Annotated in this window: 11 protein-coding genes; 3 read left to right on the top strand and 8 right to left on the bottom strand. The window is 55.4% G+C overall.

Annotation, left to right across the window (positions count from 1 at the left end; all coding sequences use genetic code 11):
• Nucleotides 1-121 precede the first annotated feature (121 nt).
• A complete protein-coding gene (locus QMX86_RS18175) occupies nt 122-922 on the top strand; it encodes a LuxR C-terminal-related transcriptional regulator (RefSeq protein WP_024014176.1) in 801 nt (266 codons plus the stop codon).
• 109 nt (nt 923-1,031) lie between these two features.
• Nucleotides 1,032-2,651, top strand: coding sequence for an FMN-binding glutamate synthase family protein (locus QMX86_RS18170; RefSeq protein ID WP_282383871.1), 1,620 nt, complete (start codon nt 1,032-1,034; stop codon nt 2,649-2,651).
• Nucleotides 2,652-2,697: 46 nt separating this feature from the next.
• Here QMX86_RS18170 and QMX86_RS18165 read toward each other — a convergent pair whose 3' ends face one another.
• The 8 genes from QMX86_RS18165 to QMX86_RS18130 all read right to left on the bottom strand — a co-directional run bounded on the left by QMX86_RS18165 (nt 2,698) and on the right by QMX86_RS18130 (nt 12,270).
• A complete protein-coding gene (locus tag QMX86_RS18165) occupies nt 2,698-4,116 on the bottom strand; it encodes a glycosyltransferase family 39 protein (protein ID WP_282383874.1) in 1,419 nt (472 codons plus the stop codon).
• A 21-nt stretch (nt 4,117-4,137) separates the two neighbouring features.
• Nucleotides 4,138-5,100, bottom strand: coding sequence for a lysylphosphatidylglycerol synthase transmembrane domain-containing protein (locus QMX86_RS18160; protein ID WP_071173453.1), 963 nt, complete (start codon nt 5,098-5,100; stop codon nt 4,138-4,140).
• Nucleotides 5,097-5,837 (bottom strand): SDR family oxidoreductase, encoded by a 741-nt coding sequence (locus tag QMX86_RS18155; protein ID WP_071173454.1) that lies wholly within the window; start codon nt 5,835-5,837, stop codon nt 5,097-5,099. Before QMX86_RS18155 ends, QMX86_RS18160 begins: the two co-directional genes overlap by 4 nt.
• On the bottom strand, nt 5,834-7,153 hold the full coding sequence (locus tag QMX86_RS18150) for an FAD-binding oxidoreductase (protein WP_122706542.1): 1,320 nt from the start codon (nt 7,151-7,153) through the stop codon (nt 5,834-5,836). The genes QMX86_RS18155 and QMX86_RS18150 overlap by 4 nt, the downstream gene beginning before the upstream one ends.
• 39 nt (nt 7,154-7,192) lie before the next feature.
• Nucleotides 7,193-8,704, bottom strand: a complete 1,512-nt coding sequence (locus tag QMX86_RS18145) for a hypothetical protein (RefSeq protein ID WP_110646219.1) — start codon at nt 8,702-8,704, stop codon at nt 7,193-7,195.
• A gap of 79 nt (nt 8,705-8,783) precedes the next feature.
• Entirely contained in the window at nt 8,784-10,253 is a 1,470-nt protein-coding gene (locus QMX86_RS18140) for a UbiA family prenyltransferase (RefSeq protein WP_282383880.1), read from the bottom strand.
• The gene (locus QMX86_RS18135) at nt 10,250-10,612 is read right to left on the bottom strand and encodes a GtrA family protein (RefSeq protein WP_282383882.1); all 363 of its coding nucleotides are present in this window, start codon (nt 10,610-10,612) and stop codon (nt 10,250-10,252) included. Before QMX86_RS18135 ends, QMX86_RS18140 begins: the two co-directional genes overlap by 4 nt.
• A gap of 236 nt (nt 10,613-10,848) precedes the next feature.
• Nucleotides 10,849-12,270: an amino acid permease gene (locus QMX86_RS18130; RefSeq protein WP_110646216.1), complete on the bottom strand. Its 1,422-nt coding sequence runs from the start codon at nt 12,268-12,270 to the stop codon at nt 10,849-10,851.
• 472 nt (nt 12,271-12,742) lie between these two features.
• On the opposite strand from QMX86_RS18130, the gene QMX86_RS18125 reads away from it, so the two are divergent.
• Complete coding sequence (locus QMX86_RS18125; protein ID WP_071173459.1) at nt 12,743-13,201, top strand: transposase; 459 nt, start codon at nt 12,743-12,745, stop codon at nt 13,199-13,201.
• Nucleotides 13,202-13,519: the final 318 nt, after the last annotated feature.

The raw sequence follows: 13,519 nt of genomic DNA, 5'->3' as shown, positions 1-13,519 counted from the left end.
TATCCCTTGTTATGTGGCCCGGCCCGGAAAGATTGCCCGGTGCCTGTCTGTGGGCCAGTATGCGCAGCAAGCAACCGGCCAGGGAATCACGCGGCCGGGGTAACCCGATAGGGGTAGATCGATGACACTTTCGTTGAATGACATCACTTGGCACCGCGCTGTCGGGCAACTGATCGACGCGCTCGACAAGCCGAATTTCTGGGCGCAACTGGTGCGCCTGCTTGAGCAGTACGTGGCGTTCGATAGCTGGGTGGTGCTGCTGTTCAGCGCCGATCAGCATCCGCAAGTCTTCGCCGAATGCCCCGGCGAGGACGGCAGCCCGGACCCGCTGTTCCAGGATTACCTGCGCGGGCTGTATCTGCTCGATCCGTTCTACATCGCCTGCCGCGAGCAGTCGCGCACCGGCCTGTATCGCCTCTCGGAAGTCGCGCCGGAGCATTTCGAGCTGACCGAGTACTACCAGCGATACTTTCGTCTGAATGTGGTGGCCGACGAAATCCAGTTCAATTGCCAGCTCGAAGGCGAGCGCACGCTGTGCCTGTCGCTGGGCAGTGAAAAACGTTTCACTGGCGAACAGATCGCTTTGCTGTCTTTGATTCAACCATGGGTGCTGGGCCTGTTGCGCCAGCGCCTGCCGTACGAAATCAACGAAACCGTGGCCCTCGCCGCCGCACCTGCGCAGGCAGACTGGCGGGTGCAACTGGAAGCGTCGGTGCAACAGCTCAAGGGCGCCCAACTGACCGCGCGGGAACTGGACGTCGGGCGTTTGATGCTCAGCGGTTGTTCCAGCAAAGAAATCGCCCGCAAGCTGGAAATCTCCGTGGAAACCGTGAAAGTCCATAAGAAACACATGTACAGCAAGCTGGGGATCAAATCCCAGTCCGAGCTGTTTTCGATTTTTCTGCAGGCGCAGAACGCCTGAAAAGATCGCAGCCTCCGGCAGCTCCTACAGATCAGTGCATGAATTGTCTTTGTAGGAGCTGCCGAAGGCTGCGATCTTTTGAATTTGAATTCCGAACCAAGGAAACCGTATGAGCCTGTCGCTGCTGAGCCGCTACGCCTTCTTTGCCGTCTGCGTGATTTTCACCCTCGCCAGCCTGCCCTTTCTCGAACATGACTGGCTGTGGCCAATCACCGCCATCACCGCGGTGCTGAGCCTGCTCGGCGTGTTCGACCTGTTGCAGACGCGCCATGCAGTGCGCCGCAATTATCCGATTCTGGGCAACATCCGTTATCTGGTCGAAGGTATCCGCCCGGAGATTCGCCAGTATCTGCTCGAGTCCGACAGCGACGCCCTGCCCTTCTCCCGCGCCCAGCGTTCGCTGGTGTACTCGCGAGCGAAAAACGAAACCGCCGACAAACCGTTCGGCACGCTGATCGACGTCTACCAGTCCGGCTTCGAATTCATCGGCCACTCGATGCGCCCGGCGCCGTTGAGTGACCCGAACGGTTTCCGCGTCACTGTCGGCGGGCCGCAGTGCACGCAGCCGTATTCGGCGTCGATCTTCAATATCTCGGCGATGAGCTTCGGCTCGCTCAGCGCCAACGCCATTCGCGCGCTGAACCAGGGCGCGAAACTCGGCAATTTCGCCCACGACACCGGTGAAGGCAGCATCAGCCCGTATCACCGCGAACACGGCGGCGATCTGACCTGGGAGCTGGGCAGCGGCTACTTCGGCTGCCGCACCAGCGACGGCCGTTTCGACCCGGAGCGCTTCGCCGTACAGGCACAGAATCCGCAAGTGCGCATGATTGAAATCAAGATGAGCCAGGGCGCCAAACCCGGCCACGGCGGCATCCTGCCCAAGCACAAGGTCACCAAAGAAATCGCAGAGACCCGTGGCATCCTGATGGGCGAGGACTGCGTTTCGCCATCGCGCCACAGTGCGTTTTCCACGCCGATCGAGATGATGCAGTTCATCCAGCAACTGCGCGAACTGTCCGGTGGCAAACCAGTCGGCTTCAAATTTTGCCTCGGCCATCCGTGGGAATTCATGGGCATTGCCAAGGCCATGCTGGAAACCGGCATTCTTCCGGACTTCATCGTCGTCGATGGCAAGGAAGGCGGCACTGGCGCAGCGCCTGTCGAGTTCACCGACCACATCGGCGTGCCGATGCGCGAAGGCTTGCTGTTCGTGCACAACACGCTGGTCGGCCTGAACCTGCGCGACAAGATCAGACTCGGCGCCAGCGGCAAGATCGTCAGCGCCTTCGACATCGCCAGCGTGCTGGCCATCGGCGCTGACTGGGCCAACTCGGCGCGCGGCTTCATGTTCGCCATCGGCTGCATCCAGTCACAGTCGTGCCACACCAACAAATGCCCGACCGGCGTCGCCACTCAGGACGCCCTGCGCCAACGCGCTCTGGTGGTGCCGGACAAGGCCCAGCGCGTCTACAACTTCCATCGCAGCACGCTCAAAGCGCTGGCGGAGATGCTCGCTGCCGCCGGGCTTGATCATCCATCGCAACTATCGGCCAAGCATCTGGTACGACGCATGTCGGCGACCGAGATCAAACTGTTCTCGCAGTTGCACGTGTTTTTGAAACCGGGGGAATTGCTCACCGGTGAAGTGAATGGCGAGTTCTATTCGCGGATGTGGCAGATGGCGCGGGCGGACAGTTTTGAGCCGGCAGAAGTCGTCGCTGCGTAACGGCTGAAAGGTGTGCATTTCCATTCGGAATGCACACCTTTACCGATCATGGTGCAAACGTACGTATCTTGAATAAACGCACATGACCTATTTCTTCCTTATCGATAATTTTTGCTTCGTACCTTTGCAAAAGTTCGACTTCCTGAGCAAAGCCAGCACCATAGTTCGTTTCCAGAACATAAAAATCTTTTGGGCGACCGGGCAACGACAAATCAGCTTCCAGCTTCTCTAAATTATTCACAAGCAGCGGAGACTCCAGCAATTTGAAATAGACGCCAAACTGAACCGAATCAAGCGAATAAATTGGCAACACCTTTGACTTACCCATTACAGAGATGACGATATCTCTCATGTGCGTTTCGCGGGAGTAGGGATTTTCAGGATCCTTTAGATAACTGACATCCCTGAATAAAGGCGTAGCAGAAAATGTCATTAAAACCACCAGCATTAACATTTTTACTGTCACATCTCTTATATTGCCAACCGCGTGCGCAGCCACCAGCAATACCGCAGGCAGAAGAAAAATAAAATTGCGTATAGTTGCCACCGGCCGTAGATAAACAGAACAGACATAGGGCACCACAACTCCTACTACCCCCCAGAACATAATCAGCCTGTAAGTACTTGCGCCTGCAGGATTTCCAGCTATCGAAACCAGCCCAGCAATCAAGAATACTGCACACAAAGCAGCTAAAAACGAATCTCCAAAATACGACAGGAAAACCTTGAAAAAAAACACATCCTCAGGCGGTTGAATCCAGAACTCCCGCGAAAAGCTACTCTCAGCGTACGATAAAGCAGGAACCACGGTTAACGCGGCGAAAAATCCAGCGCAAGCGAACTTGTATATAACTTGGCTCTGGACCTCACTGCGCAAGATCATGCGAAGCAACACAAGCACCTGAGCAAAGACCGGCAGATAGCCGAAGTAATGAGTATTTATCAGTGCAGCGGAAATCAGCCAGTAGCAAAAAAAATCCTGCCCCCTGCCTCGACTCAAGCAACGCAAAAAGACCACAAAAGACAAAACGGTCAGCAACGTCAAAAGCGCATAAGAGCGAGTCTCTTGCGAATACTGAACCAAAAAACTGTTGACCGATGCCAACCACGCAACGATAAGCCCTACTTGGTCATCAAACAATTTGCGCCCGAGGAGGAATATAGCGGGAATCAACAGCACGCCGATTACCGCAGAGAGATACCGCCCGGTGTGCTCTCCAAATCCGACAGCATGATAATAAGCCCACAGTACAATCTGATAAAAGGGAGGATGAACATCATTCAATGTAGTTCGATAAACGTCAAAGAATCCATTTTGCGGATCGCTTACCGATACACTAAATGCCTCATCCAGCCACAGGCCAGTAGCATCGATGTTGCGCAACCTTACATACAGGCCAAATCCAATCGCGCCAGTCAGACACAGGTACATTGCCAACTTGTACTTTCGCGACTCAATGTCCATTTTCATCTCCTCAGTAGTTACTCAGCCATGAGCAAAACCGGCTACCGACCTCTTCCATAAAAGTGCGAGCATCCCCACCCCGACCGCCAACCACAACGTCACCAGCCGCAACAAAACCGTTGCAGCGATCGCATCTGCCAACCCGACTCCGCCTGAAACCAGCAGCGCTAGCATCACTGCTTCGGCACTGCCCAAGCCGCCCGGCATGAAACTCAACGCCCCCGCCAACATGGCCACCGCATAAATAAAGATCGCTAACGTCAGGCTCACGTCCGCGCCCATCGCCTGCAAAATCCAGTAAAACGCCAATGCTTCAAGCCCCCAGGCCAGCAGGCTCAATAGCGTTGCGCCCATGAGGCGACGAGGGGAATGACAGCGGCGCGACTGACGCAATACCTGAACGGCATGCCCCAGCAACCGCGAGAATCTGTCGTGCCGTTGCTCAGTGCGACGATCAATCGCGCTGGCAAGGCTTGGCGAAAACATCATCGATGCACCGCATGCCAGGAGGACGAGACTGGCAACGACCATCGACAACCATTCCGGATGCGCGCTCAAACCGAACAATGCCAGGCCCACCATCGCCAGCAGGTCCGCAAGCCGCTCACTGAACAGCGCGGCAAAGCTCTGTGCGTAAGGCACCTCCAAACGTTTGAGCAAAACACCGCGCAACGCCTCCCCGGCCTTGCCGGGAGTAGTCGTCAGGGCGAATCCGGCCAGGTAGATGTTCAAGCTCGGCCGCCAGGGCAACCGGTGACCCAAGGCAGACAGATAACCCTGCCAACGCAAAAAACGCAGACCGTATCCAAGCAAAATCACGCCGACGATTTGCCCGCACTGCCACCAACCTACTCGACTGACCGCCGCGCTCACCGCCGACCACCCACCCCACAGGGAAACAGCGAGATAAGCGAGGGCGGAGCAGATCACCGAGCCAATCAAAACGCGGTAACGCCACCCGGATAACATCAGCGTCTGATTCACAGGTTCAGCCTCTTGAACAGCGGCTGCGGCATCACCCGAATCAGCCACATGATCACCGCCCAAAAGCCGGGCACATACAGCACCGCCACCTGTCGATTGATCCCTCTGACTATTCGCCGGGCAACCATATCCGGTTGCGCTACAAGCACGGAGGGCAGCGCCAACCCTCGCGTCATGGGCGTGTCGACTAACCCAGGCTTTATCGTGATCACATGCACACCCGCTTTGAACAAACGTACCCGCAAGCCTTCGCAGAACGTGGAAACCGCCGCCTTTGCCGCGCCGTACAGGTAATTGGAAGGTCGTCCTCGATCCCCGGCAACCGATGAAATGACCGCCAGCGTGCCGTGCTGCTGGACAACCATGCGATTTGCCAACAGCGTCAACAGCGCGATCATTGAACTGCCGTTATTGGCGAACTGCTCCATGGCCTGTTCAACGTGTTGTTCGCACGCGTACTGATCTGGCAGCGAGCCATAGGCAATCAGACAGATATCCACCGTCTGCAACGTCGCCAGGCATTTCTCGTACATGACCGGATGTGCGGCGATATCACTGGCGTCCATGACGTACGTGGTCACGGCTCTGGCACCTCGAGCCTGCAGATCGATGCTGGTTTGCTGAAGCTTTTGCGCATCCCTGCCAACCAGGAACAATTCGCTGCGATCAGCCGCCCACAATCGTGCGCAAGCACAGGCAATCGCCGAGGTGGCGCCCACAATCAGTATTTTTTTCATCGAGTGACTCGCTGCCAGAAACGGGACATCAGGGTCGGATCGCGCATCGCTTCCAGTTGCTCCCAGGCGGGATAGGCCTGGCGAAAATCGCTACCGCTCATGTGAGCGTCCTTGGCTGGGTACAAACGACCGCCTGCTTCCCGCACGATGGCGTCGAGACGCGGCAGAAGTTTTTTCGGCAGATCTATGTCGTGTGGAAAGTCCAGCGCCAATGAAGTACCGGGCATAGGAAAGGAAAGCCATCCCGGCGAAGGAATGTCGCCACAACGCTTGAGCACCGCGAGGAAAGAGCCACTGCCGCTGCGCGCAATCGACTTGAGTAATTCGGCCAGTGCCACGGCTGCACCCGAGGCCGGCAATACGCACTGAAATTGCTGGAAACCTCTGCGTCCGTAGATACGATTCCAGTTTTCGATACGGTCCAGCGGATAGAAGAACGAGCTGTAGCCAACCTTTTGATGTTGTCCGTTCGTTGGCTGCCGTTTCCAGTAGTGATCGTTGAACAGTTTCAAGGTGAGCGAATTGATCAGCGATACCGGAGGGCGGATCGGGACAGACAGAGAACGTGGTGCAGCGATCTCAAGGGGCCCCGCCACGCAATGATCACCAGCCGTGAAGCATCCGCGCCCTAGCGCATTGCCCTTGGCCAGGCAATCAATCCACGCGACGCTGTATTCATGCTGCGCATCCATGTCGGCCGACAGGGCAAAAAAATCATCCAGACAGTCAAAACGCACCCGTGTGCTGTCGATCAGGCTCGACTGGATCTTGCGCAGACGAATGCGCACCCAGGTAATCACGCCCGTCAGGCCGAGCCCGCCGATGGTCGCAGCAAACCACTGAGGATTTTCCCGCAGCGAACAGACCATCGGCGATTGCACGGATCGGTGCAGTTCGAAACACACCAGCGAATGAGCAAACGTGCCGCAGCGATGGTGATTTTTCCCGTGGACGTCATTGGCTACCGCCCCACCCAGCGTTACATGCCGCGTACCGGGCGTGACGGGCAAAAACCAGCCACGGGGAATGGCGAGTTGTAAAATCTCGCCCAGTGTCACGCCGGCTTCAGCGCAGATCTCACCCTTTTCCCAGTCGGCTTCGATGAAGCGGTTCAGAGGACGCAATTGCAGCACATGATCGCTTGCAGCCATGCAGCTATCGCCATAGCTGCGGCCATTGCCAAACGGCAAAGTTGTCCCGTGTGATTCGATCAACTGCTGCCACTGCGGTCTGATATCGGCTCGCCATTGGCAAGGATGACCAGTTTGTGCTGCAAAGGGGTAGTTGCCCCATGACGAAAGTAACAATGGTGTCACCTCCTATCCTTGGTAAAAATCCAACGAATAATTTTTAGGTTACTGAACATAGATGAGCTCAAATTGACGACTCGGATATGCTTTGCGAAACTCAGCCAATACAACCTTCAACTTGTCAGCGGATGCCGAGTCCACTGCATACAAAGAGACAGAACTCTCGGCTGAGGTTATATTCGGCACTGCCAATTTCAAAATAGCAACTTTCAGGAAGTTGGCAGGACGCCCGGTGAACCACTCTTCATAAATAAAAGCGTATTTGACATTATGCCGCTTCATCAGCCCCCCGATCCACAACGAGTCTTTTTGCTTACGTCTCAACAGTAAGGCCTCATAACTAGCCAGACCCGCGAGATCCAATATGTAATTGTCTGTCGCCAACGAAACAAGTCCCAGATCGTTAACCGCCACGGCTTCATTCAAACGACCGACAATCATTGACATCATATATTGCTGATTATAGATATTTGCGGATGCCCAAGGAGTGCTTAATGTTACGTAGACAAGCCCAGTGAACGCCACGGGCAAGCAGCTGAATACAAGCACCATCCCCCTCCCGACGAGTTGCGTGCTACAGATTGCGAGGATCAACATGGCGACGAATACCAGCCAGTAAATTTCATATCGCCCGTACCAACCCGACTTGCCGAATACCATATGAAGTAACGTAACGCTGAGCAGCAGCCATATCACCGATTTATTCCCAGCGAAAAACGCGCAAACCATCAATACCGTGTAGACCACCCACCCCCATTGGCCGTATTGCGTTAAAACATGCAGCCCCAATGACGCCATATCATTGATATCGCTTTTGGCAAGCACTGAAGAGGGTAACCAGCCCAGCCCCAGGCTGTTCAGGAAAAAACTGAAAGAGACCAGGGCGAGCAGTATTGCAATAGCGCAAAACAAAGGCTTTTTACGTTCAACATTGATCAATAAATAAATTAACGTCGGCAGCGAAACGGCCAGTCCCTCATAACGCACCAGTGGCAACAAAAAAATGGCGAAATACGTAAAGTTCGTTATTTTCTCTTCCTGCAAATACTCCCGCCGAACAATACTTGCAGCAATAAAAGCCGTCAGAGCGACCTGCAGGCTATGCTCCATGCCATTATAAACAAGACCATATAAATTAAATGAGCAAAATATGGCAAACGTGATCAACGCTGCGTATTTGCAACCGAGACTCTTTAGAAGATTGAATATCAACAAAAACGTCAAAAACGCAAACACTGCATTCAGCGCTAACGGCACATAAAAAAATACGCTGCCTAGATATGAAAAAGGCGCCAGTAGAAAGGGCCATATGATACTTGACGACGGCGCAGAGTATTCATGAAGATTTATTCCGTAATGGCCATTCCAGATATTTCTGGCCATCTTCATATGTATGTAGGGGTCATCCAGCGTATAAATCATAACCCCAGAGTTCATCACCAACGTCGACAACAACAACAAACCCGTCGGCACAAAAAAAACCAGTATCGCAATCCTCATATCCGAGGTATTGATGCGAGAGTTGCGGTAGAAATTTTCGACGTTCAGCTGACTCATATTCGAACTCCATTCGAAGCAAAAATCTGTCAAAAGACGCAGGTCCCGCCATAGCGCCTGCGATGGCAAGTCGAGTGGCTCATGCCGCCACCCAGAAAATCAGGCAGAACGCCGTTCCCATCACCAGACTCAAGCGATCACGCAGTGCGAAAACCACCGGATCCTCATTCATGCGGCCTCGATGCGTCAGGAGCCAGATACGGGTGATCCAGAGCAGCATCAGTGGGCAGGCAAACCAGAGCCATCGGGGAGATGCGTACAGCTGGGTAGTCACGCTGTCATGGATGTAAAGCGCCAACACCAGGACGGCGAGATAACCGGATGCGGCCCCCAAAGAGGAGAGCATTGCCAGGTCCGCAGGAAAGTAGTCGCGGCCGCCGGTCTTACCGGTGATGCCGCTGTGCAGCGCCAGCAACAGCTCGGCATAGCGCTTGACCAGCGCGAGGCTCAAGAACATGAACATGGAAAAAGCCAGCATCCACCCCGTCAGGTCGAGACCAAACGCGGCGCCACCGGCAATGATGCGCAAGGTATAAAGCAGCGCCAAGGCGATCACATCCAGTGCCATCAACCGCTTCAGCGCCAGCGAATACACCAGCGTCAAAATGTAATAACAGGCGAGCACGGCAACGAATGGATGAGGCAGCCACAACAAGGCACCGATGAACGAAGCTGACAACAGCAGGGGAAAAACCACCAGACCGGACTGGATGGATAACGATCCACTGGCGAAAGGTCGATTGCGTTTGGTCGGGTGCTTGCGGTCATCGTTCAGGTCGAGCAAGTCATTCAGGAGATAGACGCTCGATGCACACAAGCCGAAAAGTATGAAGGCCAGCATGCCGCGCCCCAACAGCAGCGGATTGGCCATTAGATGCGCCGCAAGAAGGGGAACGAAAATCAGCACATTCTTCATCCATTGATGAATGCGCAAGGCCTTGTACAAACTTCTGAAATACGTAACGCGAGATTGAACCACCTGAACTACATTATCCATGTGCCGGGTGGCGCGTTCGACGCCTGCTAAAGGGTTGACGATATAAGCACGTCTGGCCGAGCGCCAAATCGGCAAGTCGTCCAGCGAGTTACCGATGTAATCGAACCCTTTTTCCCCATATAACGTCACCAGTACATCACGCTTGTTCGTTCCGGAAAGGTTCTGCTCAAGGGTCGTACCCAGAACGTCATCAAAGAGCTTCAGGTGCTCGGCGATACGTACCGCCAATGTGTGATGACTGGCCGTGGCCAGAACAACTTTCCGACCGGCATTGCGCTGTTCCTCAATCATCCGGAGCGCGTCGGGATCATAGGGCAAAGTCGCGACATCGATGTCCGTCGCCATTGCCAGTCGATCTTTCAGATACGCCTTGCCATGCCAGAGCCAGGGTAAGAGTTTCAGGCAGTGCAATGGTTTGCTGCGGACAAAGGACATCACACATTCGAACAGCAGATCAGATTTGACGAGGGTCCCGTCCAAATCAACCACGAAGGGCATTGAAGTAGCGCAGGACGCTGACATCGGCAGTACGTCAGGCAGCGAGACGTTCATGCCCGTCGCCCTGGAAAAAGGACAAAGCGGAAAACGCAGTACCCTGAAAAAATATTCACCAGCGAAAACGAAGCGACCGTCACAAGCCCCGACAAGCGCCAGACATCCCCAATGACACCCACGCCAAAACTCACGCCGCCCATCAGGCCGATGAACACAAGATAGGGGAATACCGGCGTTTCCCTTTCAAAGATATAAAGCATGTTCAGATAGAAAGAGAGCGCAGCAGCTACGCAGAACGCCGCAAAGTTGCTGGCCGCCTGACTCAGGGCGGCCGCCTGACAAAGCACGAAAAATATTTGCCAATGGATGAGCGCATCGGCCAGTCCGATAACGGTAGTTGCAGAGAATCCTTTCATGGTGGTTGCCAGCCGCTTCCAGAGGACGGACCTCCAAGCTAGGTCAGAGCTTGAAAACGGTCTACTGTCAGAAATTACAGGTCGAGGGCTGTATCCGACCAGCGGTCATCTTGTCGTACTCACGTGTCCATAGCTCATCGCGTGCGATTTCAATGCGTTGACCGTTAATCGCCGTGCCCATAAAACCAAAAGCCCCAATCTCTCGATCAGGGCTTCGTTGTTTACGCACTTACGGTTCAAGAAACCGAACGCACCGAACCTTGCGACACTTGCGTCGGCTGCAACTTGAACACGTAAAACAACACCGTCAGCAACACCAGAAAAGCCGGCCCGACATACAGCGCCACGCGGGTATCCGGGAAGTACGCCATCAGCCCGACCACCAACACCAGAAACGCCAGTGCGAAGTACGAGCTGACCGGGTACAGCCACATCTTGTACTTGAGCCCGGCACGTTCGCTGGCGCTCAGGCCTTTGCGGAATTTCAGCTGGGCGAGGAGGATCATCACCCAGGTCCAGATCGCACCGAAGGTGGCAATCGAGGTGACCCAGACGAAGACCTTTTCCGGCACCAGATAGTTGAGCACTACACCCAACAGCAACACCGCAATCGACAGCAACAACGCGCGGCGTGGCACGCCGTTGTTCGAGGTCTTGGCGAAACCGGCCGGGGCCTGGCCGTTCTGCGCCAGGCTGTAGAGCATGCGCCCGGTGCTGAAGATGCCGCCGTTGCACGACGACAGCGCCGCCGTAATCACCACGAAGTTGATAATACCGGCGGCGGTCTTGATGCCCAGCCGCTCGAAGGTCATCACAAACGGGCTGCCCTGGGTGCCGATTTCGTTCCACGGGTAGATCGACAGAATAACGAACAGCGCACCGACGTAGAACAGCAGAATCCGCCAGAACACCGAGCCGATCGCGTCAGGAATGGTCTTTTGCGGGTTCTTAGCTTCACCGGCGGTCAGGCCGATCATCTCGACACCGAGGTAGGCGAACATGACCATCTGCAGCGACATCAGCACACCGGTCACGCCGTTGGGCATGAAACCGCCGTGCGCCCACAAGTTGGAAATGCCCAGCGCTACGCCGTCATTGCCGAAACCGAAGGCGATGATGCCGACGCCGCCGATGACCATGGCAATGATGGTGACAATCTTGATCAGAGCGAACCAGAATTCGAACTCGCCGAAGGCTTTCACCGCGATCAGGTTGATCGAGCCCATGCTGATCAACGCCGCCAGGGCCCAGATCCAACGCGGCACATCCGGGAACCAGATACCCATGTACACCGCCACCGCAGTGATTTCCGCGACGCAGGTCACCAGCCACAGAAACCAGTAATTCCAACCGGTGAGAAAGCCTGCCAGCGGACCGAGATAGTCCTGCGCGTAGCGGCTGAACGAACCGGCCACCGGGTTATGCACGGCCATTTCACCGAGGGCGCGCATGATCACCAGGATCGCCAGACCGCCAAGGATGTAGGAAAGCATGATCGCCGGACCGGCCATCTGGATGGCTTTGGCCGAGCCGAGAAACAGGCCGACGCCGATACAGGCACCGAGCGCCATCAGGCGGATATGCCGTTCGCCGAGTTCTCGTTTGAGCGGACCGCCCGAAGCGGTGTCGCCGTGCGGCAGAGGATTGCCAACTGGCATAGGGGTACAACCTCGTCTTGTTATTGGATATGACCACCGGGTTTCGAAGCGTCGGCCGATAGGCCTTGGCTGGGCAGGAAACCGCGTCGGCTTCGTGGGCAGACGCGTCTTGCAGGGCGGGCCTGAAAGATCAGCGGGGCGTGCAGTATAAAAAGCTCAGGGCAGGATTTTTCACTCTAAAAGTCACAACATTCAGCGACAACTCTCGGCAATAGTGGGTTCTGCGGAGAGGCATTACCTGCATTACGTAGGAAAAGTCGCCACTGAAAAAGCCGCGAAGTATTGCACAGCGATGGTGCAGCGTCATGTTTCAGCCCTGGGGCATTTGATCCGCTGTGTGATGTCTCGCCTCGCTTGATCACGGATAAATCGCCCGACGGATTCAGAAATTTCGCTCAACAGTTGCAGCGCCGAGCGGGGCGGCCAACCACTAACCTTTGAAAAAGCCAGGAGCACATGCAAGGAAGCTCACATGCCAGTCCGTCCCAACTCCCACCGTCTGCGCCAAGGTCGTTTCTCGGAAAACGGTCGTGCCTACTTCATCACCTCAGTCATCCACGAACGCCAGCCCGTATTTGCAGATTGGCAGACCGGCCGATTACTGGTTGCAGAACTGCGCCGGGCTCATGAGCAAGGAGTCGCGCAGTCCATCGCCTGGGTTGTCATGCCTGACCACTTTCATTGGCTGATGCAATTGCAACGCGGCTCACTTGGCGAAGTCATCGGCGGTGTAAAGGCTCGCTGTACGCATGCGGTTAACAGAAAAACCGGACGTCACGGACCGCTGTGGCAAACCGGCTACCATGACCGAGCGATCCGTGACGGCGAGGACCTGGAGCCCATCGCCCGCTATATCATCAATAATCCCTTGCGAGCCGGGCTGGTCGATAACCTCGGTGACTACCCGCTTTGGGATGCCTGGTGGCTCTGAGCGCAATAGTTCTATGGAATAGGTGGATTTCTTCCTCACACAGACAACATCCCGGGATGTGAACAGCCTCTTTGTGGCGAGGGGATTTATCCCCGCTCGGCTGCGAAGCAGGCGCAACTTGCTGACACGCGGTGGGCCTGTAGAAACTGTGGTGGCAGGTTTTGGGGCTGCTTTGCAGCCCAGCGGGGATAAATCCCCTCGCCACAGGGAGTCCCTGCATGACTGATAAATCTGCTAGCCACAGGGAGTCCATTGCTTACACAGACACATCATGGGGATGTGAACAGTATCTTTGTGGCGAGGGGATTTATCCCCGCT

It is taken from the genome of Pseudomonas sp. PS01270, from assembly GCF_029959775.1.
Classification (GTDB): Bacteria; Pseudomonadota; Gammaproteobacteria; order Pseudomonadales; family Pseudomonadaceae; genus Aquipseudomonas; species Aquipseudomonas atacamensis.
This window is presented reverse-complemented; position numbering and strand designations above follow the sequence as displayed.

Bases quoted from the DNA above. Each gene is read 5' to 3' on its own strand.
- QMX86_RS18165 (WP_282383874.1), bottom strand. From the start codon at position 4,116: ATGGACATTGAGTCGCGAAAGTACAAGTTGGCAATGTACCTGTGTCTG.
- QMX86_RS18140 (WP_282383880.1), bottom strand. From the start codon at position 10,253: ATGAACGTCTCGCTGCCTGACGTACTGCCGATGTCAGCGTCCTGCGCT.
- QMX86_RS18175 (WP_024014176.1), top strand. From the start codon at position 122: ATGACACTTTCGTTGAATGACATCACTTGGCACCGCGCTGTCGGGCAA.
- QMX86_RS18130 (WP_110646216.1), bottom strand. From the start codon at position 12,270: ATGCCAGTTGGCAATCCTCTGCCGCACGGCGACACCGCTTCGGGCGGT.
- QMX86_RS18170 (WP_282383871.1), top strand. From the start codon at position 1,032: ATGAGCCTGTCGCTGCTGAGCCGCTACGCCTTCTTTGCCGTCTGCGTG.
- QMX86_RS18135 (WP_282383882.1), bottom strand. From the start codon at position 10,612: ATGAAAGGATTCTCTGCAACTACCGTTATCGGACTGGCCGATGCGCTC.
- QMX86_RS18125 (WP_071173459.1), top strand. From the start codon at position 12,743: ATGCCAGTCCGTCCCAACTCCCACCGTCTGCGCCAAGGTCGTTTCTCG.
- QMX86_RS18145 (WP_110646219.1), bottom strand. From the start codon at position 8,704: ATGAGTCAGCTGAACGTCGAAAATTTCTACCGCAACTCTCGCATCAAT.
- QMX86_RS18155 (WP_071173454.1), bottom strand. From the start codon at position 5,837: ATGAAAAAAATACTGATTGTGGGCGCCACCTCGGCGATTGCCTGTGCT.